General features: G+C 73.5%; 24 protein-coding genes and 1 pseudogene. 18 read left to right on the plus strand and 7 right to left on the minus strand.

Annotated elements, in window-relative coordinates:
- The first annotated feature begins 83 nt into the window (after positions 1-83).
- Positions 84-383, plus strand: a complete 300-nt coding sequence (locus VNL12_RS19745; RefSeq protein WP_325596931.1) for a metalloregulator ArsR/SmtB family transcription factor — start codon at positions 84-86, stop codon at positions 381-383.
- Positions 384-495: 112 nt separating this feature from the next.
- Here the strand turns inward: VNL12_RS19745 and VNL12_RS19750 are convergent, their stop codons facing one another.
- Positions 496-1,746: a hypothetical protein gene (locus VNL12_RS19750; protein ID WP_325596933.1), complete on the minus strand. Its 1,251-nt coding sequence runs from the start codon at positions 1,744-1,746 to the stop codon at positions 496-498.
- 307 nt (positions 1,747-2,053) lie between these two features.
- Between VNL12_RS19750 and VNL12_RS19755 the strand changes: the two genes are divergently transcribed.
- Both VNL12_RS19755 and VNL12_RS19760 read left to right on the plus strand, forming a co-directional pair.
- Positions 2,054-2,272 carry a hypothetical protein gene (locus VNL12_RS19755; protein WP_325596935.1) on the plus strand — a complete coding sequence of 73 codons (219 nt, stop codon included), beginning with the start codon at positions 2,054-2,056 and terminating at the stop codon, positions 2,270-2,272.
- 94 nt (positions 2,273-2,366) lie between these two features.
- Entirely contained in the window at positions 2,367-2,540 is a 174-nt protein-coding gene (locus VNL12_RS19760; RefSeq protein WP_325596937.1) for a CsbD family protein, read from the plus strand.
- A 114-nt stretch (positions 2,541-2,654) separates the two neighbouring features.
- On the opposite strand, the gene VNL12_RS19765 is transcribed toward VNL12_RS19760, so the two are convergent.
- Both VNL12_RS19765 and VNL12_RS19770 read right to left on the minus strand, forming a co-directional pair.
- Positions 2,655-3,803, minus strand: coding sequence for an acyl-CoA dehydrogenase family protein (locus VNL12_RS19765; protein ID WP_325596939.1), 1,149 nt, complete (start codon positions 3,801-3,803; stop codon positions 2,655-2,657).
- Positions 3,804-4,048: 245 nt separating this feature from the next.
- A complete protein-coding gene (locus tag VNL12_RS19770) occupies positions 4,049-4,969 on the minus strand; it encodes an oxygenase MpaB family protein (protein ID WP_325596941.1) in 921 nt (306 codons plus the stop codon).
- A 191-nt stretch (positions 4,970-5,160) separates the two neighbouring features.
- Between VNL12_RS19770 and VNL12_RS19775 the strand changes: the two genes are divergently transcribed.
- Genes VNL12_RS19775 through VNL12_RS19795 form a run of 5 tightly spaced genes read left to right on the plus strand, consistent with a single transcriptional unit; the run spans position 5,161 to position 9,124 of the window.
- A complete protein-coding gene (locus VNL12_RS19775; protein ID WP_325596943.1) occupies positions 5,161-5,913 on the plus strand; it encodes a thiamine diphosphokinase in 753 nt (250 codons plus the stop codon).
- Positions 5,910-6,743 (plus strand): ABC transporter permease, encoded by an 834-nt coding sequence (locus VNL12_RS19780; RefSeq protein ID WP_325596945.1) that lies wholly within the window; start codon positions 5,910-5,912, stop codon positions 6,741-6,743. The genes VNL12_RS19775 and VNL12_RS19780 overlap by 4 nt, the downstream gene beginning before the upstream one ends.
- Positions 6,740-7,798 (plus strand): ABC transporter substrate-binding protein, encoded by a 1,059-nt coding sequence (locus tag VNL12_RS19785; RefSeq protein ID WP_325596946.1) that lies wholly within the window; start codon positions 6,740-6,742, stop codon positions 7,796-7,798. The genes VNL12_RS19780 and VNL12_RS19785 overlap by 4 nt, the downstream gene beginning before the upstream one ends.
- A 34-nt stretch (positions 7,799-7,832) precedes the next feature.
- Positions 7,833-8,627 carry an ABC transporter ATP-binding protein gene (locus VNL12_RS19790; protein WP_325596947.1) on the plus strand — a complete coding sequence of 265 codons (795 nt, stop codon included), beginning with the start codon at positions 7,833-7,835 and terminating at the stop codon, positions 8,625-8,627.
- Between the two features lie 56 nt (positions 8,628-8,683).
- Positions 8,684-9,124, plus strand: a complete 441-nt coding sequence (locus tag VNL12_RS19795) for an SRPBCC family protein (protein ID WP_325596948.1) — start codon at positions 8,684-8,686, stop codon at positions 9,122-9,124.
- Between the two features lie 22 nt (positions 9,125-9,146).
- On the opposite strand, the gene VNL12_RS19800 is transcribed toward VNL12_RS19795, so the two are convergent.
- The gene (locus tag VNL12_RS19800; protein ID WP_325596950.1) at positions 9,147-9,800 is read right to left on the minus strand and encodes an ankyrin repeat domain-containing protein; all 654 of its coding nucleotides are present in this window, start codon (positions 9,798-9,800) and stop codon (positions 9,147-9,149) included.
- Between the two features lie 94 nt (positions 9,801-9,894).
- Between VNL12_RS19800 and VNL12_RS19805 the strand changes: the two genes are divergently transcribed.
- From VNL12_RS19805 to holA, 6 genes are all read left to right on the plus strand, one after another.
- The gene (locus VNL12_RS19805) at positions 9,895-10,593 is read left to right on the plus strand and encodes a tetratricopeptide repeat protein (RefSeq protein ID WP_325596952.1); all 699 of its coding nucleotides are present in this window, start codon (positions 9,895-9,897) and stop codon (positions 10,591-10,593) included.
- Between the two features lie 51 nt (positions 10,594-10,644).
- The gene (locus VNL12_RS19810; protein WP_325596953.1) at positions 10,645-11,016 is read left to right on the plus strand and encodes an eCIS core domain-containing protein; all 372 of its coding nucleotides are present in this window, start codon (positions 10,645-10,647) and stop codon (positions 11,014-11,016) included.
- Between the two features lie 96 nt (positions 11,017-11,112).
- Entirely contained in the window at positions 11,113-11,970 is an 858-nt protein-coding gene (locus VNL12_RS19815) for a ComEA family DNA-binding protein (protein ID WP_325596954.1), read from the plus strand.
- A 14-nt stretch (positions 11,971-11,984) separates the two neighbouring features.
- On the plus strand, positions 11,985-13,880 hold the full coding sequence (locus VNL12_RS19820; RefSeq protein ID WP_325596956.1) for a ComEC/Rec2 family competence protein: 1,896 nt from the start codon (positions 11,985-11,987) through the stop codon (positions 13,878-13,880).
- Positions 13,881-13,891: 11 nt separating this feature from the next.
- Positions 13,892-14,239, plus strand: a complete 348-nt coding sequence (locus VNL12_RS19825; protein WP_325596957.1) for a hypothetical protein — start codon at positions 13,892-13,894, stop codon at positions 14,237-14,239.
- The gene (gene holA / locus VNL12_RS19830) at positions 14,239-15,237 is read left to right on the plus strand and encodes a DNA polymerase III subunit delta (protein ID WP_325596959.1); all 999 of its coding nucleotides are present in this window, start codon (positions 14,239-14,241) and stop codon (positions 15,235-15,237) included. Before VNL12_RS19825 ends, holA begins: the two co-directional genes overlap by 1 nt.
- Before the next feature lie 38 nt (positions 15,238-15,275).
- On the opposite strand, the gene rpsT is transcribed toward holA, so the two are convergent.
- Positions 15,276-15,539: a 30S ribosomal protein S20 gene (gene rpsT, locus VNL12_RS19835; protein WP_349257891.1), complete on the minus strand. Its 264-nt coding sequence runs from the start codon at positions 15,537-15,539 to the stop codon at positions 15,276-15,278.
- Positions 15,540-15,809: 270 nt separating this feature from the next.
- Between rpsT and lepA the strand changes: the two genes are divergently transcribed.
- Positions 15,810-17,594 (plus strand): translation elongation factor 4, encoded by a 1,785-nt coding sequence (gene lepA, locus VNL12_RS19840; RefSeq protein WP_325596963.1) that lies wholly within the window; start codon positions 15,810-15,812, stop codon positions 17,592-17,594.
- Positions 17,595-17,621: 27 nt separating this feature from the next.
- Here lepA and VNL12_RS19845 read toward each other — a convergent pair whose 3' ends face one another.
- Positions 17,622-18,023, minus strand: a complete 402-nt coding sequence (locus VNL12_RS19845; RefSeq protein WP_325596965.1) for a hypothetical protein — start codon at positions 18,021-18,023, stop codon at positions 17,622-17,624.
- Positions 18,020-18,256 carry a CopG family transcriptional regulator gene (locus VNL12_RS19850; protein WP_325596967.1) on the minus strand — a complete coding sequence of 79 codons (237 nt, stop codon included), beginning with the start codon at positions 18,254-18,256 and terminating at the stop codon, positions 18,020-18,022. Before VNL12_RS19850 ends, VNL12_RS19845 begins: the two co-directional genes overlap by 4 nt.
- Before the next feature lie 205 nt (positions 18,257-18,461).
- On the opposite strand from VNL12_RS19850, the pseudogene VNL12_RS21090 reads away from it, so the two are divergent.
- From VNL12_RS21090 to hrcA, 3 genes and pseudogenes are all read left to right on the plus strand, one after another.
- Positions 18,462-18,872: pseudogene (locus tag VNL12_RS21090) on the plus strand (deoxyribodipyrimidine photo-lyase); the annotation flags it as partial.
- A 361-nt stretch (positions 18,873-19,233) separates the two neighbouring features.
- On the plus strand, positions 19,234-19,818 hold the full coding sequence (locus tag VNL12_RS19855; protein ID WP_325596969.1) for an FAD-binding domain-containing protein: 585 nt from the start codon (positions 19,234-19,236) through the stop codon (positions 19,816-19,818).
- Between the two features lie 136 nt (positions 19,819-19,954).
- The gene (hrcA, locus tag VNL12_RS19860; protein ID WP_325596971.1) at positions 19,955-20,968 is read left to right on the plus strand and encodes a heat-inducible transcriptional repressor HrcA; all 1,014 of its coding nucleotides are present in this window, start codon (positions 19,955-19,957) and stop codon (positions 20,966-20,968) included.
- The last annotated feature ends 27 nt before the right edge of the window (positions 20,969-20,995 follow it).

Raw genomic sequence — 20,995 nt, forward strand, 5'->3', positions numbered from 1 at the left:
GGTTGGGTCAGGCTCACGCCATGCCCCGAGGGACCGAGCATCCTCCTGCCGGGCGGCCGATGGACGTCGCCGAGGCGGACCGGATGGCCAGCCTCATGGGCGCCTTTGCCGCCTCGAGCCGGGTCCGGCTGCTCTACGGCCTGCACGGGACCGATCGAACCGTGGAGGAGCTGGCGGCCGTCAGCGGCCTCTCGCCGAGCCTGGTGTCCCAGCAGCTCAGGGTCCTGCGCCTCTCCCGCCTGGTCATCGGGCGTCGCGACGGCCGCCACATCCGCTACCGGCTCCATGACGAGCACGTCGTCGAGCTGCTCGCCGCAGTGCGGGCCCACACCGACCACGCCGAGGGTTCGGCCTCCGCTGACGATGCTCGGTTGAGTGGCTGAGCATCTGATCCGGTCGTCGACGGATCGCCATGCGGTCGCGAGTGCCGCAGGCGGTGCGTCGCGAGACCGACGGCGCCGGTCCGACCGGGCCCCGCTCGCCGCCGAGCGGGGGTCAGCCCCCGTGCGCCTCGTCGCACAGGCGCTCCTCACCCTCAGCGATCCTGCCGGCTCCGATTCCCTCGAGCGCAGCGAAGGGGCCGCACGGGTGCACCTGGATCCACACGTGGATCATCGGCGTCTCTTCGGGCTTGACGAGGCCGGCCGGGCACTCGCCCTCCGCGTTGGTGATGCCTGCGACCTTGCCCTCCGCGTTGTAGCAGAGGTCGTCGTGCACGTGCCACTGCATGAGGTCGCCGCCGAGGTCCGGGACATCCTCGAGCGGGGTCCCGGGCTCGGTCATGTACATGGCCGCGACCAGACGGCGTCCGCCGCCCTCGGTGTCGTACACGAGTGACTCGGGCCGATCAGGATCGAGAATGGCGTCGTCGTCCATGAACTCCTGGTTGATGAAGTGCTCGACGCCGGTCGCCCCATCGCCGATCGAGCGGAACCCGGCGTCCTCGGCGGTGGCCGCGTCGGCCCACTGCGGCAACCGGAGGAGGGTGACGGCGATGATGTTCTCGGCTTCGGCCTGCTCCTGCGGTGTCACACCCTCGGTGCCTCCGAGATCGATCGGCAGCTCCGGGTCGAAGGGAACGGCGACCACATCCTCGTGGCCCTCGCTGCCCGCGTCTCCGTGGCCAGCGGCGGCGGCGCCCTGTCCGTCGTCGCCGGTTGCCACCGCGTCGGTGTTCCCCTCGTCGACCACACCGGTCGCGTCGACCTCGGTCGCCGAACCGTGGTGGCCGCCCTCGCCTTCACCGCTCGGCCCGTGCCCGCCGCTGAGCGACGGCACCATCGAGGCTGAGACCAGGGCCGCCACCGCGACGGCGGAGGCCCCGAGGAAGGCGCCCGTCCCGGCCTCCGGGAAGCGCCGCCGGGGCAGGCCCACCGCGGCGCGCGCGAAGGAACCGATGATCACCACACCCGCCAGGGCTGTGGCCGCCGAGTCGGGGAAGCCCAGCGCCTCGGTCTCGCCGCTGATGCCGATGGAGCGCGACACGAGCCACACGCCGATGACGCCGACGTTGACGACGGCACCGAGCCCGAACAGCGCCCTGGAGGGACGCAGTCCAACGGCGAGGGCCCAGCCGAGCTGGAACCAGGCCACCAGCACGAAGAACGCGCCGTGCACCGTGTTCGCCGCGAGGTGGGTGGGCGCATAGGCGAAGTGGATGGCGGCCGCTCCGAGGCTCGCCAGCACGAGCAGCCCACGGAGCGGCGTGTCCGGGACGGACGGTCGCTCCGCCGGTGGAACGGACATGCCCGGTGGGTAGGCGGTCTGCATGAGCCCTCATCTCTGAACGGGCGCCGGGCAATGATGCACGGCGACTGCGACAACACTACACCAGTACTCATCAGGTGGCTACGGTCACCTCTGGCAACCCGGGCCGTCCTCGCGCGGGACCGTCGCGCCGAGCGCCACGCAACGACACGAGAACGGGCGACGAGGGCGACGAGGCCACATGGACCTGCGTGGATCGGGCGCGATGGGGTAGGCATCGATCATCGGGCCGGCGGCAACGGCGCGGCCGCTCCGAACCCCCCGATCTCAACCGCAGGGAGCCGACATGACGAACGCAGGCAACGACCCCGACCGCACCGACGACGCCACCGCGAGCGCGGACGAGGGCGACGCCGAGGCCGCCCACCAGGCCGATCGGCCGCCGACCGCGGAGGAGGAGGCGGCCGCCGAGCGGGCCGGCACCGAGGTGCCCGAGACCGTCGCCGATGCCTACCAGGAGGCAGCCGAGACCGGCGCCAACGTAGAGGGCGAAGGCCAGCTCTAGCGCTTGGGAGGCCACCCGGGGGCCGGGGCGCCGGTTTGTTAGCCGTCGGCTGCTTCGGGTAGGAACCCAAGGCACACAACCAAGGAGCACCGCCATGAGTGGCAACAGCGATCAGGCCAAGGGCCGAGCGAAGGAAGCTGCGGGCAGCCTCACCGGCGACGACTCGCTGAAGGGCGAGGGCAAGGTCGACCGGACCAGCGGCGACGCCAAGGAGAAGCTGTCCGGCGCCGTCGACAAGATCAAGAACACCTTCAAGGGCAAGAAGTAGCGCTCTCTTCGCTCGCCCGTTGAAGCCCCGCCCGCGGGCGGGGCTTCAACGCGCTCTGCACGAGGCGCCCGGCTGGCGCACCCCTCGGGTCGTGTGGGCCTCGGGGCCCGGTCATCAGACGCCGAGGGATCGACCCACGATCTCCTTCATGATCTCCGTCGTGCCGCCGTAGATGGTGGTGATGCGGGCATCGAGGTAGGCCCGGGCGATGGGGTACTCGAGCATGTAGCCGTAGCCACCGTGGAGCTGCAGGCAGCGGTCGACGGTGCGCTTCTGCAGCTCGGTGCACCACCACTTGGCCTCCGCCGCTTCTTCGGCCGTGAGCTCGCCGGCGTCGAGGGCCTGAACGCAGCGATCGACGAACACCCGGGCGATGTCGATCTCGGTGCGCAGCGTCGCCAGCTCGAAGCGACTGTTCTGGAACGAGCCGACGGGCTGACCGAACGCGATGCGCTCCTTGACGTAGTCGAGGGTCCAGCCGAGGGCGGCTTCGGCGGCGGCGACGCCGGCGGCGGCGATCGAGAGGCGCTCCTGGGGCAGGTTGTGCACCAGGTGCACGAAGCCCCGGCCCTCCTCGCCCAGCAGGTTGGCCACCGGCACGTGGACGTCGGAGAGGAACAGCTCGGCGGTGTCCTGGCTGTGGAGGCCGACCTTGTCGAGGTTGCGGCCCCGGTCGAAGCCCTCCATCCCCCGCTCGAGCACCATCAGGCTCATGCCCCGGTGGCGTTGGGACGGATCGGTCTTCACTGCGGTGATGACCAGGTCCGCGTTGATGCCGTTGGTGATGAACGTCTTGGCCCCGTTCACCACGTAGTGGTCGCCGTCGCGGAGGGCGGTGGTGGCCATGGCGGCCAGGTCCGAGCCGATCGCGGGCTCGGTCATGGCGACGGCGGTGATGAGCTCGCCCGAGCAGATGCCGGGCAGCCAACGGGCCTTCTGCTCGTCGGTGGCGAGGGAGAGGAAGTACGGCAGGCAGATGTCGTTGTGCAGGGTCAGACCCAGGCCGGCGCCGCCGGTGCCGGCGTAGGCGAGCTCCTCGCCGAGGATCAGGTTGAAGCGGAAGTCCTCGACGCCGCCGCCGCCGTGCTCGGTCGGCGCCGCCATGCCGAGGAACCCGTGGGCCCCGGCTGCGGTGAAGACCTCGCGGGGCACGATGCCGGCGCGCTCCCAGTCGAGGAACGACGGCACGATCTCCTTGGCGACGAAGGAGCGGACGCTGGAGCGGAACTGGTCGTGCTCATCGGCGAACAGGGTGCGGCGCATGCCGGCACGGTACCGGCCGGCCGGGGGGGTGGTCCGCCCGGCGAGGTGGTGATCGGTTCTGGGGGACCGATTCGCCCCAGAACGTGAAAAGCCTCGGCCATCTCTCCCGACATTGCGTACCTGAGTCGCGCCGGGCGCGACTCAGGTACGCAAGAACGAGGGGTGAGCTTCCGGGGCAGGATTCGCCCCTGAACGTGAATCTGACCCTCAGTACCGGTGAGGTCGGATCGGCTGCCCGGCGGATCTCAGGGGGCGTCGGCTCGACCGCCGCCAGAGGCGATGGCGGCAGCACGGGCGGCGGCCAGGCTCCCGGCCTGGCGCGGGAACGCCCAGTGGAACGCGGCCAGCATGGCGTTCACCCCGGGGCGCACCACGAGGACGTCGACGGGCGGCACGGCGGGCAGCAGCAGTGCCCGCTGGGCCCAGAGGGGCAGCAGCCCGACCGCCGCGGTGGCCACCGCGGCGTGGGCGGGGCGGGCGCGCAGAGGCACCGGCGGGTTGAGGACGAAGCGCAGCGCGGCCCGGCCGTTGCGGTCGAGGCGCAGCTCGGAGCGTTGCTGAGCAAGCCACCGGCGCGTGGCCGCGGCGGTGCGGGGCACGCCGCCGCCGCCGAGGCGCTCGGCCACCTCGGCCATCTCCGCGCAGTACCGGTCGGCGTCGCCGGGAGCGAGGGGCCGGCGGCCGTAGGCCCGGTTGGCGGCGAGGAACGAGTCCACCTCGGTGACGTGCACGAAGGTGACGAGGTGGGGATCGCTGGCGTCGTACGGGGTGCCGTCGGGTGTGGTGCCGGTGACCCGGCGGTGCACCCGCTTGACGGTGGCGATGGCCCGCTCGGCATCGGCGGTGGTGCCGAACACAGAGGTCACGAGGAACCGTGACGTCCGCTCCAGGCGGCCGAAGGGATCCTCGCGATACGACGAGTGGTCGGCCACGCCGGCCATGACCGCCGGGTGCAGGGCCTGGAGCAGCAGCGACCGGAAGCCGCCGATCACCATGGCGGCGTCGCCGTGGAGGCGCCAGGCTGCGCTGTCGGGGCCGAAGAGCCCGGGATCCGAGCTGCCCAGGTCGACGAGGTCCCCGACGGCCACGGGTTCGCCGTCGCCGGGGTCGGCGGCCCGCGCCAGGGTGCGCAGCGCCGCTCTCGGGTCGGGCACCGTCACTCCCACGCCGTCACGCTAGATCGCGTCGAGTCTTGGGGCGACGAGGAACTGCCGACGCGCCCGGGTAGGGTGGCTGCTGACCGCCGGGGAGCTCAGGGCAGCTGGGCTGAGAGGGCGGACGGCCCCCGCCGACCGTGGCGGACGGCGCGTCGCCGACCCGTGAACCTGCTCTGGGTAATGCCAGCGGAGGGACGCGAATGCCTGAAGTCCCACCTGTCGACCAGCCCCGGCGGCACCTGCCGCGCCCGGACACCGAGACGGAGACGGTGCTCGTGCTGGCCGGCGGCGGTGGCGCGCATCCCGCCCTCGTGCTGCCGGCAGTCGACCTCGTGGTCGCGGCCGACTCCGGTGCCGAGCGCGCCGCCGCCCTGGACGTGTCCGTCGACGTGGTGGTCGGCGACCTCGACTCCATCGGACCCGCCACCCTGGCCGCCCTCCGCGCCGCCGGGGCGCGCGTCGAACACCACCACCCGGACAAGGACGCCACCGACCTCGAGCTCGCCCTCGCCGTGGCCGTGGGGACCGGGGCCTCGCGGATCGTGGTGGTCGGCGGCCACGGTGGGCGCCTCGACCACACAATGGCCACGTTCAGCGCCCTGGGGGCGATCGTGGCGCCGGGCCGGCGGGTGGAGGCCTGGATGGGCCCGGCCCAGGTGCTCTTCACCGGCGACACGACCGATGTCGACGGTCGGATCGGCGAGCAGGTGTCGCTGGTGCCACGCGACGGTGCCGTCCACGGCATCACCACCACCGGCCTGCGGTGGGAGCTCGGCGGGGCCACGCTGCCCGCCGGGTCCACCCGCGGCATCAGCAACGAGGTCGCCGGGGTGCCGGTGCGGGTCGCGATCACCCGCGGCACCCTCGCCGTGGTCCGCCCCCACGCCCTCGACCCCGCCGCCGACGAACGGCCGCCGGTGCCCGACCGCCCCCGCCCGGAGGACCCGCGGTGAGGCCGCCCTCGACCGCCGGCGTCGCGGGGCGGATCCTGCCTCCCGCGGTGCTCCTCGCCGCGGTGCTCGGTGCCTGGGAGGGGTGGGTCCGGCTCCGTGACGTCCCCGGGTACGTGCTGCCGCCCCCGACGCGGGTGGCGCGCACGGCGGTCGACTCCGCCCACCTGCTGCCCGAGCACCTGACCGCGACCCTCGTCGAGACCGCTCTCGGCCTGGTCTGCGGCGCGCTCGCCGGGGCCGCCCTCGCCCTGCTGATCGGCGCCGTGCCCCTCGCCCGGCGCAGCGTCGGCCCGCTGCTCGTGGCCAGCCAGACGGTCCCCATGATCGTGCTGGCTCCGCTCTTCGCCGTCGTGTTCGGCTTCGGCCTGACCCCCAAGGTCGTCGTGGTCGCCCTGATCACCTTCTTCCCGGTGGCCATCAGCACCGTCGCCGGCCTCGACGGCGCCGATGACGAGCTGGTCGACCTCGTCGGGGCCCTCGGCGGTGGCACCGCGACGGTCCTGCGAGTGGTGCGGATCCCGGCCGCGGTGGGGTCGTTCTTCGCCGGCCTGCGCATCTCGTCGGCCTACGCCGTCGCCGGCGCGGTCATCTCCGAGGGCACCGGTGGCACCCGGGGCCTCGGCTTCTTCATCAACCGCTCCCAGGCCAGCTTCCGCGTCGACCGCATCATCCTCGCCGTGGCCGTCGTGGCCCTGCTCTCGGCATCGCTCTACGGCGTCGTCGGCCTGCTCGGCCGTCTCGCCGCCCCGTGGTCGCGCGCCGATGCCCGACCTCTCGTCCCCCCCACGCCGGCTCTGCCCGTCGTCGCTCACCCGGAGGTGTCCTCGTGACCACCCGTCCCATCCCGCCCGTCCGCCCCGCCCGCCCTCGGCCCCCCCGACGGCTCCTCGCCGCGGCCGCCGCGACCCTGCTGGCGCTGGCCGCCGTGGGTTGCGGTGACGACGGCGGAGGTCCCGAAGAGGCATCCGGAGGTGACCGCGAGGAGCTGACGGTGGTGCTCGAGTGGAGCCCGAACACCAACCACTCCGGCGTCTACCTGGCCGAGGCCGAGGACTGGTACGCCGAGGCCGGCCTCGACGTCGAGATCATCGAGCCCGGTGACGCCGGCTCGCTGCAGATCCTCGGCTCGGGGAAGGCCGACGTGGCCTTCACCGTGCAGGAGGAGCTGGTGCCGGCGCGCGCCGAGGGCGTGCCCGTCGTGGGCCTGGCGGCGGTCATCGAGCACAACACCTCCAGCCTGCTCTCGCTCACCGACGACGGCATCGCCCGCCCCCGCGACCTGGCCGGCCAGAGCTACGGCGGCTTCGGCGGCCAGCTCGAGACCGCTCTGGTCGAGCGCCTGGTGGAGTGCGACGGCGGCGACCCCTCCGAGGTCACCTTCGCCGAGGTGGGTGAGGCGGACTACCGCCTGGGCCTCACCCGCGACCAGTACGACGCGGTCTGGATCTTCGACGCCTGGGACGGCATCCGCCTGGGCGAGATCGAGGGCCTTGCGACCCAGACCATCCCGTTCATCGACCACGAGGACTGCATCCCCGACTGGTACACGCCGATGATCGCCAGCAGCGAGCAGGTGATCTCGAAGCGCGCCGACGCCCTCGCCTCGTTCATGGAGGTGACGGCCCGGGGCTACCGCGAGGCCATGGCCGACCCCGACGCCTCGGCCGAGGCGCTGCTCGACGCCGTGCCCGAGCTCGATCGCGAGCTCGTCGAGCGCAGCAGCGAGTACCTCTCGACCCGCTACGCCGAGGACCCCGCGGCGTGGGGCCGCATGGAGACCGAGCGCTGGACGGAGTTCGTCGACTTCCTGGTCGACGCCGAGCTGATCGACGAGCCGATCGACGTGGAGCCGGCCTTCACGAACCGCTTCCTCGGCGAGGCGTGACGGCGCCCCCTACAGGGGCGATGCCGGGCCGGCGATGAAGTCGACCTCCGACGCGTCCGCGCTCTCGCCGTCGCCCTCAGGCGTCGGCCGGGTCGAGGTCCGCGGCCTCCGCCACGCCTTCGGGTCCGTCGACGTGCTCGCCGGCGTCGATCTCACCGTCGCCCCGGGTGAGTTCGTCGCCGTGCTGGGCCCGTCGGGGTGCGGCAAGAGCACCTTGCTGAAGATCCTCGCCGGGTTGGTCGAGCCCACCGCAGGGACGGCGACGATCGACGGCACCGATGTCCGGGGGCGGCTGGGGCTGGCCGCCTACCAGCCCCAGCGCGACGCCTTGTTGCCCTGGCGACGGGTGGTGCCCAACGCCGCCCTGGGCGCCGAGCTGGCCGGGGTGCCGGCAGCGGCGGCTCGGGCACAGGCCGCCGAGCTGCTGGTGCGCTTCGGGCTGAGCGGCTTTGAGCGGGCCTGGCCGGCTCAGCTCTCGGGCGGCATGCGCCAGCGCGTCGCCATCGCCCGCACGTTCCTCGTGGGTCGGGCGCCGCTGCTGCTCGACGAGCCCTTCGGGGCCCTCGACGCCCTGACCCGACGCGACCTCTACGGCTGGCTCGAGGGGGTGTGGGAGGCCGACGACGACCGCCGCAGCGCGGTGCTGGTGACCCACGACGTCGACGAGGCGCTCACCCTCGCCGATCGGGTGGTGGTGCTCTCGGCCCGCCCCGGACGGGTGGTGGCCACCGAGGCCGTATCCTTCGCCCGGCCGCGCCGCCCGGAGCTGCTGGCCCGTCCGGACTGGGGTGCGGCCCGGGCTCGCCTGCTGGCCGCCCTCGCCGCGTGAGCATCGGCCTGAGCCCGGACCGGGCTGAAGCGAGGGCGGTCGGGCATGCTGGCTCCGTGGACGTGACCGCCGAGATGGACACCACGGCCGAGCCCGCAGCCCTCTACGCCTGGGTCGACGACCTGGCCCGCTACCCCGAGTGGCTCGGGCTCGTGACCCGCGCCCAGCCCGTCGAGGCCCATCCCGACGACGAGGGACCGGCCTGGTCGATCGACCTCCGGGGCCACCTCGGACCCCTCGCCCGAGCCAAGCGGCTGCGCATGGTGCGCACCGTGCACGACGACCCCCACCACGTCGCCTTCGAGCGTCGCGAGCGAGACGGTCGTGACCACGCCCCGTGGGTCCTGCGCGGCGAGGTCGTCGCCGGCCCTGACGGTGCCCGCCTGGTGATGGTTCTCCACTACGGCGGTGCCTGGTTCGGGCCGGTGCTCGAGCGCCTGCTGGGCGACGAGATCGACCGGTCCCGACCCCGCCTGGCCGCCCTCGTCAGCGGCTGAACGTCGCGCGGGCGGCGCGCGTTCAGAGCGCGGCGAAGACGGCCCGGGTCTCCTCGTCGCCGGCGACCTCGGCCGGGGTCAGGCCGTCGTCGGCGCGGCCGTTGGGATCTGCGCCCCGGTCGAGCAGGAGCCGCACCATCGACGGACCGCACTTGTGCGCGGCGGCGTGCAGGGGTCGGTAGCCCCCGGCCATGGGCGCATCGGCGTCGGCGCCGTGGTCGAGCAGCAGGTGCACAACCACCTCGTGGCACCCGGCGGCGGCCGAGTTCAGCGGCTGCAGGGCCATGGCGTTGGCCGACCGTGCCTCGCAGTCGGCGCCTCGGTTCAACAGCATCTCGGTCGCCTTCACCTGGCCGAAGAAGGCGGCCAGGTGCAGCGGCGTGAACCCGTCGTCGGACACCACGTCGCGGCGACCGGGATCCTCGTCGAGCAGCTCGGCGAGCTGGTCGGCCCGCCCGAGGGCGGCGGTGTCGAACACGTCGAGGGCGACTCCGGAGTCGAGCAGGTCGGCCACCAGGGCACGCATCTCGGCGTAGGCCGCCAGGCGGAGGACCGACGCGCCACGGGCGCGGGTGTGGGCGAGGGCGGGATCGCCGGCGAGCTGAGCCCGGGCTCCGGCCTGGTCACCCTCGTCGATGGCGGCGACGAGCGCGGCGGTCCCGGCGGAGGCTGTCACGCCCTCGGAGGGTCCACCGTGGTCGGCCACTGAGCCGGAGAGTAGCGGGGCGCCGGTAGGTTGGGCGGCCGACCCACCGATGCAGGAGGCCCCGATGGTCGATGTCACCGACGCCACGTTCGAAGACGAGGTCATCGAGCTCTCCAAGACCGTCCCGGTCGTGGTCGACCTCTGGGCCCCGTGGTGCGGACCGTGCCGCACGCTCGGGCCCATCATCGAAGACGTCGTCGCCGAGCACGACGGCCAGGTCGTGCTGGCCAAGGTCAACGTCGACGAGAACCCGCAGATCTCCCAAGCCTTCCGGGTCCAGGGCATCCCCGCCGTCTACGGGCTCCGCAACGGACAGGTCCTGGACAGCTTCGTCGGCGCCCAGGGACGCGACGCCGTCGCCGCCTTCGTCGCGGGGCTGCTGCCCTCCGCCGAGGAAGGCGAGGTCGCCGCTCTCCTCGCCACCGGCGACATCCCGTCGCTCCGCCTCGCCCTCGAGCTCGACCCCGCCAACGAGGAGGTCACCGTCAGGCTGGCCGAGCTCATGGTCGCCGATGATCGCGGTGAAGAAGCCCTCGAGCTGCTCGCTCGGGTGCCCGAGACCAACGAGACCCGGCGGGTGGCCGCACTGGCCCGCACCGGGGCACCGTCCGACGACGTCGACGCCCGCCTCGACGCCCTGCTCGAGACGGCCCCCTCCGACGCGGATGCCCGTCAGGAGCTGCTCGACCTGCTCGAGGTGCTCGGCCCCGACGACCCTCGCACCGCCCGCTACCGCAAGGCGCTCACCAGCCGGATGTTCTGAGCAGCCGAGCGGCGACGACGAAGCGACCGAGCGACGACCGCGGAGGCAGCGGTGGGCATCGAGCGGGCGAACGGCTACTGGCTCTGGGTCGGAGGGCCCGTGCCGCCGGGTGCGGCGGCCATCACCGTCGGGCCCGTCGTCTCGGTACGGCGGCGATCGGCCGGGCGCGACGCCCTTCTCGCCCACGAGGCCGAGCACGTCCGCCAGTACCGCGAGCGCGGCATCGCCGGCTTCCTCATCGTCTACCTCGCGGACTACGCCCGCCTGCGGCTGAAGGGGTGGCCGCACCGGGCCGCGTACCGGCGCATCGGCTTCGAGGTCGAGGCCGAGTGGCGGTCCCGGCGGCCGGACCTGCCGCCGCTCGGTGTCCGGCGGCCCCGGCGACGTCGCCCTACCGAGACCCGGCGAACCGTCCTACACTGAGCCCGTCGGACCGAGGCCAAGGCCCCTCCCGACTGCGCTTCCCCCGTGCACCCGATGTCGCCGGCGCGCCCGGCGGCCCGAGCTGGGAGGCGCTGCGTGCCCGACCCTGGCCCACCTGTTCCGTCGCCGGGCTCTGAGCCGCGACCCGCCGACCACGACGACCGGGGGTGGCCATCTCGCGACCCCCTCCATGGGAGCGAGCCGTCTGCGGCCGGTGGTCTCGGTGCCCGTCTGGGCGACCTCCGGCACCGTCTCGGCCTCGACGTCCGGGTCCTGGCCTGGGCGGCCACTGCACTGGTCGCCGTCGCCGTCGGCGCGTGGCTGCTGCGTCCGTCGCCGACCCCGTTCGAGGAGACCATCCCCACCGCGTCATCGACGGCCCCGTCCGAGGGTGAGGCCGCGGCCCCCGCCGAGGGCGGGGCGCCGGACGCGACCGATCCGTCGGCGGCGACGACCTCGTCGCTCCCGACCGAGATCGTGGCCCACGCCGCAGGCGCCGTGGCCCGCCCGGGAGTCTACCGGCTCGACCCCACCGCTCGGGTCGACGACCTGGTGCGCTCGGCCGGGGGCCTGGCGCCCGACGCCGACGCGGCGCGCCTCAACCTGGCCGCTCCGTTGGCCGACGGGGCCCGGGTGTACGTGCCCCGGGTGGGCGAGGAGGACCCTCCCGAGGTTGCCGGGCCCGACACCCCCGCCGGGCCCGCACCCGGCGACGGGTCCGGCCCGGAGGGCGCCGGCCCGGACGGTTCCAGTCCCGAGGGCGGGCTGATCGACATCAACACCGCCACCGAGGCCGAGCTCGACGTGCTGCCCGGCGTGGGACCGGCGACGGCGGCGGCCATCATCGGCTACCGCACCGAGAACGGCGGCTTCTCGTCGGTCGACGAGCTGCTCGAGGTGCGCGGCATCGGCGAGGCCAAGCTCGCCGACATCAGCCCCCTGGTGACCACGTGAGATCACGCGAGCGCTTGAGCCCCCGGCCTCATGAGCTGTCCGAGCGGTCGCCGGACATCGTCCCGCCGCCACCCGGCGGACCGCCGCCTGACCTGCCTCCGCCCCCCGAGTCGGTCCGGTCGCTCGGCGCGCTGAGCGCGGTGGCCCTGGCCGGTGCCACCGTCGGCGGCGCCCTGGTCGCCCGACCGTTGTCGTTGCTGGTGCCCGCCGCCATCGTGGCGATCGCGCTCGTGGTGCGCCGGCCGGTGCTGCTCGGCGTCGCCGCCGCCCTGGCCGCCTCGGCCCTGGCCGACCGGGCCGTGGCCGGCCTCGACCCGCCCCCTCCCGGGCCGGTGCAGGGAGAGGTCACCCTCGTCGAGGACCCGCAGGCCCGCTGGGGCCAGGTCGAGGCCGTGGCCCGCATCGAGGGACGCCTGGTGCAGCTGACCGCCGAGGGTCCTGCGGCCGAGGCGGTCCGTCCGCGGTTGGCCGGCGAGCACCTGGAGGTGACCGGGCGCCTGGCGCCGCTGCCCGCCGATGCCGAGTGGCTGCGGGTGCGCCACGTCACCGCCCAGCTCGACGCACGGACCGCCACCCCCGGGAGCGACGCGGCGCCACCGTGGCGGGTGGCCAACCACCTCCGACGGCTCCTCTCCGACGGGGCCGAGACCATGGGCGACGACCGGCGCTCGCTCTTCGTCGGCCTGGTGCTGGGCGACGACCGCGACCAGACGCCGGAGATGACCGACGACTTCCGGGGCTCGGGCCTCTCCCACCTGCTCGCCGTGTCCGGCCAGAACGTGGCCTTTGTCCTAGCCGTGGCCGCGCCGGCGTTGCGCCGCGCCGGTGTGGGGGTGCGGGTGGTGGCGGTGATCGTGCTCCTCGGGCTCTTCGCCACCGCCACCCGCTTCGAGCCGTCGGTGCTGCGCGCCGTGGCCATGGCCGGGCTTGCCGCGGTGGCTGCGGCTCGGGGCCGACCGACGACGGGGGTCCACCTCCTGGCGCTGGCGGTCACCGGGCTGGTGCTGGTCGACCCGCTCCTGGTGCGCTCGACGGGCTTCCAGCTCTCGGTGGCGGCTACGACCGGCATCGTGGTCATCGGCCCCCGGCTGATCGCGGTGCTCCCCGGTCCTCCGGTGGTGGTGCTGCCAGTGGCGGTGAGCGCGGCGGCCCAGCTGGGCGTGGCCCCGCTGCTCGTCGGGTTCTTCGGCGGGGTCCCGGTGGCGTCGCTGCCGGCCAACCTGCTCGCCGCCCCGGCGGCGGCCATGGTGATGACCTGGGGCCTGCCCGCCGGCCTGGCGGCGGGGCTGTTGGGGGCACCGCTCGACGGGTGGCTGCACCGCCCGACCGCGATCGCCCTCGGGTGGCTGGAGGGCGTGGCCCGCACCGGAGCGTCGGTGCCCCTCGGCGAGCTGCGGTGGCCGCACGTCGTCCTCCTGGGCGCGGCCGTGGTGACGGTCGTCGCGGCCGCTCGCGGGGGAGCCGCCGTCCGCCCCTGGCGCGTCCTCGCCGCCGTCGTGGCCGTGGGGACGCTCGTCGCGCCCGGGCTCGCACTGGCCCGTCCACCGGTGTGGGTCGAACCGACACCGGGCGTCGGGGTGTGGCGCTCGGGCGGCGCCACGGTGGTGGTGGTCGCCCCGAGCACCGGGGCGCACGCCACGCTCGAGGGCCTGCGGCGCGCGGGGGTCACCCGGGTCGACCTCCTCGTGGTCGGACCGGGCATGACCGCGGCCGATGAGGAGTGGGCGGCCCGGCATCGGGCTCGGGTCGCGACCGTCTGGTGGCTCGGGCGCGACCCGCCCGCGGGAGGTCTGCGCCTCGGTGGGCTCGAGGTGCGGCCCACCGCGGCCGTGGGGGCCCGGGGCGCCGACGCCCCCGACGGGGTCGAGGTGCGGGCCGTGCCCGGCGCCGTCCCCGGTGGCGGGCGGTAGGGTCGCCGACCGTGGTCCTCGCCCCCCGATCGCCGCCGCCACCGCCGGCCGGTCCTCTGGTGATCCTCATCATCGAAGACGACGACGACGGCGGATCCCTCACTCGCGCCGAGGACGTTGCTGGCACTGAGGACGTTGCCGGCACCGGCGACCGGGACGTCACCGTCGTCGACACCGGCACTGCGGATCGGGCCATGACCGCGGCGCTGGTGGCCCGGGCCCGCATCGCGGGGGCGACGACGGTCCGCACCCGCCACCCCCGCGCCGCCCGCCGGTCCGCCGAGGTGATCGACGCCATCGTCGCCGCCCGCGCCGGTCGCCCGGCGGGGCCCGACCCGACATCCCGGGACGGCGGCTGATGGGATCGGTCACCCTGATCAAAGGCAGCGACGACGTGCTCCGCGAGGAGGCCGCCGTCGCCGTCGTCGACGCCCTCGTGGGCGACGGCGACCGGGGGCTGCTCGTCGACGAGCACACCGGTCCCGACTACGAGCTGGCCGCCGTCGTCGACGCGGCCAACACCATGCCGTTCCTCACCGATCATCGGGTCGTCGTCGCCCGCCACCTGGCCCGCTTCCCCAACGCAGACGCGCTGCGGCCCCTGCTCGACCACCTTGGCGATCCGCTTCCGACCACCGACCTGGTGTTGGTCTGGGAGCGCAGCCCTGAGCCCAACACCCGCATGGGCAACGTCCCTCCCACGCTGACCAAGGCGGTCAAGGCCGCGGGGGGCGAGGTGCGCGAGGTCGACCCGCCGGGCCGCAACCGCGAGCCGTGGGTCATCGACCAGATGGCTCGCCACGAGATCCGCCTCGATCGGGCCGCGGCCGCGCTGGTGGCCGAGCGAGTGGGCGAGAACGGCGGCGCGGTGATCGAGCTGGCCGAGCGTCTCGTCGGGGTCCACGGCCCCGGTGCCCGGCTCGGCGTGGAGGAGGTGCGCCCGTGGCTGGGCGAGGCCGGCGGCGTGCCCCCGTGGGATCTCACCGACGCCATCGACAAGGGCGACGCCGCCCTCGCCCTTGCGCTGCTGCAACGCATGATGCGCGGCGGCGACCGCCACCCGTTGCAGATCATGGCGACGCTCCACTCCCACTACGCCCGGATGCTGCGCCTCGATGGCGCCGGGGCCCGCAGCGAGAAGGAGGCGGCCGAGGTGCTCGGTCTGCGAGGCTCGACGTTTCCGGCCAAGAAGGCGCTCAACGGCGCCCGGGCCCTCGGGTCACCCGGGGTCAGGCGGGCCATCACCCTGCTGGCCGAGAGCGACCTCGCCCTGCGGGGCGCGCAGGCGTGGTCGAACGAGCTGGTGATGGAGGTGCTGGTGGCCCGGCTGGCCCGGAGTCGGCGCCGCGCACGGTAGGCCCGAGGATGCGGGCGGTAGCTCGACGGGGCGGGTGCTCAGCCCTCGGAGGCGGCGAGGCGCTTGACCAAGCGAGACTTGCGGCGAGCGGCCTGGTTCTTGTGGATCACGCCCTTGGCGGCGGCCTTGTCGATGCGCTTGAGGGCGACCCGGAGGGCCTCGGCGGCGCCCTCCGCACCCTCGGCGGCGGCCGACTCCGCCACCTTGGTGCGGGTGCGCAGGTCGGAACGGAGGGCCTTGTTGCGCACGCGGCGGGTCTCGTTCTGGCGGTTGCGCTTGATCTGGCTCTTGATGTTGGCCACAGGGTTCCTCACCACGGAGGTCGATCTCGAATACGGCTCCGAAACCATACCGGCCACGGCATCGCCCCGTCACATGCGCCCGACTGGTGTCGGCCGACCGGGTGTCGGCCGGTGGGGTTCGAACTGGTAGGCGATCCGGGGGTCCCCGCACCCAGATCCCCGACCAGTCCGGGTGTGGGTCAGAACGGGTGGAGACATCGGCGGACGACGGGTCAGGGTTCGCCGACGGACGGTCGGTAGGCTCGGCGGTTCCTCCGACGCCAAGGCCCCATGGACCTCGACCGCATCCGCAACATCTCGATCATCGCCCACATCGACCACGGCAAGACCACGTTGTCGGACCGGGTCCTCGAGAAGAGCGGCGTCGTCAGCGCCCGCGACATGCGGGCCCAGTACCTCGACTCGATGGACATCGAGCGCGAGCGCGGCATCACCATCAAGCTCCAATCGGTGCGCATCCCGTGGCGCGACAACGTGATCAACCTCATCGACACGCCCGGGCACGTCGACTTCGGCTACGAGGTGAGCCGCTCGCTGGCCGCCTGCGAAGGTGTCGTCCTGCTCGTCGACGCCGCCCAGGGCATCGAGGCCCAGACCCTGGCCAACTGCTACCTGGCGCTCGAGAACGACCTCGAGATCATCGCCTGCATGAACAAGATCGACCTGCCGGCCGCGGATCCCGACCGCTGCGCCCAGGAGATCGAGGACGTGCTCGGCCTGCCGGCCGAGGAGATCCTCCGCATCAGCGCCAAGTCCGGCGACGGCGTCGACGCCCTGCTCGACGCGGTGGTCGAGCGGATCCCGCCCCCGGTCGGCGATGCGGACGACCCGCTGCGGGCCCTGATCTTCGACAGCCACTTCGACCAGTACCGTGGCGTGGTCAGCTCGGTCCGGGTGGTCGACGGCACCCTGCGCTCGGGCGCCAAGCTCCGCTTCATGCAGGCTCACGCCACCCACGGAGCCGACGAGATCGGGGTCCGCAGCCCTGACAACACCCCGGTCGACACGCTCGGGCCGGGCGAGACCGGATACCTGATCGCCGGCATCAAGGACGTGGGCTCGGCCCGCTCGGGCGAGACCGTCACCGACACCGTGAAGCCTGCGACCGAGGCCCTCGAGGGCTACCGCGACCCGAAGCCGATGGTCTTCTGCGGGCTGTTCCCGATCGACGGCGACCAGTTCCCCGACCTGCGCGAGGCGCTCGAACGGCTGCGGCTCAACGACTCCAGCTTCACCTATGAGCCCGAGAGCTCCGGCGCCCTGGGCTTCGGCTTCCGGTGCGGGTTCCTCGGCCTGTTGCACATGGAGATCGTGCGTGAGCGCCTCGAGCGCGAGTTCGACCTGAGCCTCATCGCCACCGCCCCGTCGGTGGCCTACATCGTGTACTCCACCGCGGGAGAGGTCATCGAGGTCGACAACCCTTCGGAGATGCCGAACCCCTCCGAGCTCGACCGCATCGAGGAGCCGTGGCTGGCGGTCACCCTGCTCACCCCGGCGGACTACACCGGCACCCTGATGGACCTCTGCCAGAACCGTCGGGGCGAGATGGTGAAGCTCGAGTACCTGACCCCCGAGCGCGTCGAGCTGCGCTACAAGCTTCCCCTCGGCGAGGTCGTCACCGACTTCTTCGACCAGATGAAGAGCCGCACCCAGGGCTACGCCAGCCTCGACTACGAGGCCGCCGACTACGCCCCGTCGGACCTGGTGCGGGTGGACATCCTGCTCAACGCCGCGCCGGTCGACGCCTTCAGCCAGATCGTGCACCGCGACAAGGCTCAGGACTACGGGCGTCGCATGTGCGAGAAGCTCAAGGAGCTCATCCCCCGCCAGCTCTTCGACGTGCCCATCCAGGCCGCCATCGGCGGGAAGTTCATCTCCCGCCAGACGGTGAAGGCCAAGCGCAAAGACGTGCTGGCCAAGTGCTACGGCGGGGACATCACCCGCAAGCGCAAGCTGCTCGACAAGCAGAAGGAGGGCAAGAAGAAGATGAAGTCGATCGGTCGCGTCGAGGTCCCCCAGGAGGCGTTCGTCTCCGCCCTCCGCCTCGACGACTGATCTGGTCGTGCGTGCGGGACGCCGGCGTCAGACGATGGAGAGCGGGATCGACAGGGAGGCGAACAGGTCGGGCCACGTCCGCCCGACGTTGCCGGCCGACAGGACGACCGGCGCACCATGGTGCTGGGCGGCGGCGACGAGCCCGGCCGAGAGCAGGTTCAGGCGGTGGTCGATCGAGAGCCGGGCCGCGGCATGGGTGGTCAGGCGCGGGTCGAGGACCTCCAGCACCGTCGTGGGCGGGTCGACGGCGGTGGCCCGCAGTCCCTTGGCGACACTCCGGCTCAGGCGCCCATCGACCCGGTTGTCGCTGAGCGCCCTCAACAGCCGGTAGTGGAAGCCCCAGGTGGTGGCGACGGGCTGGTCGCCGAGCGTCGGGTGGCGGCGACCGGAGAGCACCTCTCGAGCCATCCGGTCGTCGACGATGATCACCGTTCGATGCGCACGTCGGGATCGTCGTCGAACATCCCTTCGGTGATCTCGTCGTAGAGGTCGGCGAGCTCGGCGAACCCGGCGGCGACCTCGGGGTCGATCGCCCTTGGCGCCTCCAGGTCGCGGTCGATGATGTCGCGCACCACGGCGCTCCGCGTGGTGCCGGCCTGGCGCGCCCGTTGGTCGAGGGCCCGCTCCTGCTCATCGGTCAGGTAGATGTTCGTCCGATGCATACACCGCACCATACACCGTCGCATGCTGGCTCGGGACGGTGTGGCGCGATGTGGCGGATGACCGACCAGATCGGGCCACACCTGGGGCTCCGCTCGATGCTCCGGATGACGATGAGGGCGGCGACCGACCTCGCGCGGTGGGGCCGTCCGGGTCGCGCCGATCCCCTCGCGCGTAGGTTGAGCCGTCGTGACCTCCGTGGCGGTGATGTGGTTCCGGCGGGACCTGCGGCTCTCGGACAACCCGGCGCTGGTCGAGGCGGTGGCGCACCACGACCGGGTCGTGCCGCTGTTCGTCGACGACGCCCACCTGCGCAACCCCGCCGGCGCCAACCGGCGGTGGTTCCTGGCCGGGGCGTTGGCCGAGCTCGACGGCAAGGTCGGCGGCGCCCTCGTCGTGCGCAAGGACTCCCCTGAGCGCGCCGTGCGCGCCGTGGCCCGCCAGGCCGGGGCCGACGCCGTGTACTGCACCGACGACGCCGGGCCCTACGGCACGACGCGCGACGAGGCCGTCGCCGCCGCGCTCGCCGGCGACGGCATTCCGCTCCGCCCCGTCAGCACGCCCTACGCGGTGCCGCCGGGAACGCTCTTCACCGGTGGCGGCACGCCGTTCAAGGTGTTCACCCCCTACTCCCGCCAGTGGCGCCAACGGGGCTGGGACGCACCGCTCGACGCGCCCCGCAACGTCCGCTGGGTCGATGACGTCCGCAGCGACGGCCGACCCGAGGCCCCCGTCGTCACCGCGGACCTTCCCATCCCGGGGGAGGACGCGGCACGTCGTCGCCTCGACGCCTTCCTCGACGGCACCGTCGACCGCTACGCCGATGATCGTGACCGTCCCGGGCTGAACGGCACCTCCCGGCTGTCGCCGTACCTCAAGTGGGGCTGCATCCACCCCCGCCAGGTGCTGGCCCGCCACGGGCGCGGCAAGGGTGCCGAGGTACACGCCACCGAGCTGGCCTGGCGCGACTTCTACGCCGATGTTCTGCTGCACGAACCCAACTCGGCCCGCCACAGCCTCAACCCGGGCCCTGGCCGGCATCGAGCTCGACACCGGTCGGGGCGCCGACGAGCGCTTCGACGCCTGGCGCGAGGGCCGCACCGGCTTCCCGATCGTCGACGCCGGCATGCGCCAGCTGCTGGGGGTGGGCTGGATGCACAACCGGGTGCGGATGATCGTGGCCTCGTTCCTGGTGAAGGACCTCCACATCGACTGGACCCGGGGCGCCCGCCACTTCATGGAGCACCTCGTCGACGGCGACCTGGCCTCCAATCAGCACGGCTGGCAGTGGGTAGCGGGCACCGGCACCGACGCCGCCCCCTACTTCCGGGTCTTCAACCCGGCGGCCCAGTCGCGGCGCTTCGACCCCGACGGCACCTACATCCGCCGCTGGGTGTCGGAGCTGGCCTCGGTGGAAGGGGCAGCCGTGCACGAGCCGTCGGCCGCCGCCGCCGACGGCCTGTTCGGCGCGGGCGGGACCGACTACCCGGCGTCCCTAGTCGACCACGCCACCGAGCGCGACGAGGCCCTCCGTCGCTGGAGGGCCGCGACCGGCAAGGGCTGACGTCCGCCGAGCGGTGACCGTCGGGCGGTGCCCGCCGAGGTACGGGGACCGGCGTCGCCCGGTGAGCACTCGGTAGGCTTGAGTGCCAGCCGGTCCTCCGCCGTCCCGGCGCCCCCCGACCCGAACGGCCCTGCCCATGCTCGATGACCGCAAGGCGTCCATCCTGCGGACCGTGGTGGAGGAGTACATCCACACCGCCGTCCCGGTCGGATCGGGCCACGTGGCGTCCGCGCCCGGGGTGGCGGTGTCGTCGGCCACGGTACGCAACGACATGGCCACGCTGGAGTCCGACGGCTACCTGGCCCAGCCCCACACCAGCGCCGGTCGCATCCCCACCCAGGCCGGGTACCGCTACTACGTCGACAACCTCGCCGGGCGCGCCAGCCTCGACCGGGCTTCGGCCCAGCAGGTGCGGTCGTTCTTCGACCACACCCACGGCGAGCTCGAGCGCATGCTCGCCGACACCTCCCGCCTGCTCTCGGGCCTCACCGGCACCGCCGCGGTCATCACCGGTCCCCCCCAGGAGACGGCCGTCGTGCGCTCCGTGCAGCTCGTCGGCCTCAGCCCCCGGGTGGCGTTGCTGGTGATCGTCCTCTCCAACGGCGCGGTCGAGAAGACCACCGTCCCGCTCGACGGCGACGCCGCTCTGGCCGCCGAGGTCGACCTGATGGGAGCGGGCGCCCACCTCAGCGAGCAGCTGCTCGGGCGCCACCTCGACGACCTGGCCACCGTGACCGCCCCCTCGGTCGACCCGTCTGCCGGGTCGCCGGTGCCCGCCGTCATCGCCGCGGTGCGCGCCAGCGTCGCCCCCGACGGCGACCACGTCTACATCGGCGGCACCGACCGCGTGGCCGGCGCCTTCGAGGCGGTCGAGACGGTCCGCCAGGTCCTCGGCCTCCTCGAGCAGCAGCTCGTCGTGGTCACCCTGCTGCGCGACGTGCTCGACCGCGGTCTCCAGGTCGCCATCGGGTCCGAGACCGGCATGGCCCCGCTCGCCGAGTGCGCCCTCGTGGTGGCCCCCTATGAGGTCGAGGGCGAGCCCGTCGGCACCGTCGGCGTGCTGGGTCCCACCCGGATGGATTACGCCCAGGCCCTGGCGGCCGTGGCCGTCGTCAGCACGCGGCTCGGCCGTCGGCTGACCGAAGGCTGACCGATCCCCGTGACGCGAGAGAGCGAC

The sequence above is a fragment of the Iamia sp. genome, from assembly GCF_035575815.1.
Lineage (GTDB): Bacteria > Actinomycetota > Acidimicrobiia > Acidimicrobiales > Iamiaceae > Iamia.

Bases quoted from the DNA above. Each gene is read 5' to 3' on its own strand.
- VNL12_RS19765 (WP_325596939.1), bottom strand. From the start codon at position 3,803: ATGCGCCGCACCCTGTTCGCCGATGAGCACGACCAGTTCCGCTCCAGC.
- VNL12_RS19850 (WP_325596967.1), bottom strand. From the start codon at position 18,256: ATGCATCGGACGAACATCTACCTGACCGATGAGCAGGAGCGGGCCCTC.
- VNL12_RS19750 (WP_325596933.1), bottom strand. From the start codon at position 1,746: ATGTCCGTTCCACCGGCGGAGCGACCGTCCGTCCCGGACACGCCGCTC.
- hrcA (WP_325596971.1), top strand. From the start codon at position 19,955: ATGCTCGATGACCGCAAGGCGTCCATCCTGCGGACCGTGGTGGAGGAG.
- VNL12_RS19755 (WP_325596935.1), top strand. From the start codon at position 2,054: ATGACGAACGCAGGCAACGACCCCGACCGCACCGACGACGCCACCGCG.
- VNL12_RS19760 (WP_325596937.1), top strand. From the start codon at position 2,367: ATGAGTGGCAACAGCGATCAGGCCAAGGGCCGAGCGAAGGAAGCTGCG.
- holA (WP_325596959.1), top strand. From the start codon at position 14,239: ATGGGATCGGTCACCCTGATCAAAGGCAGCGACGACGTGCTCCGCGAG.
- VNL12_RS19805 (WP_325596952.1), top strand. From the start codon at position 9,895: ATGGTCGATGTCACCGACGCCACGTTCGAAGACGAGGTCATCGAGCTC.
- lepA (WP_325596963.1), top strand. From the start codon at position 15,810: ATGGACCTCGACCGCATCCGCAACATCTCGATCATCGCCCACATCGAC.
- VNL12_RS19775 (WP_325596943.1), top strand. From the start codon at position 5,161: ATGCCTGAAGTCCCACCTGTCGACCAGCCCCGGCGGCACCTGCCGCGC.
- VNL12_RS19855 (WP_325596969.1), top strand. From the start codon at position 19,234: ATGTTCTGCTGCACGAACCCAACTCGGCCCGCCACAGCCTCAACCCGG.
- VNL12_RS19790 (WP_325596947.1), top strand. From the start codon at position 7,833: ATGAAGTCGACCTCCGACGCGTCCGCGCTCTCGCCGTCGCCCTCAGGC.
- VNL12_RS19745 (WP_325596931.1), top strand. From the start codon at position 84: ATGGCCAGCCTCATGGGCGCCTTTGCCGCCTCGAGCCGGGTCCGGCTG.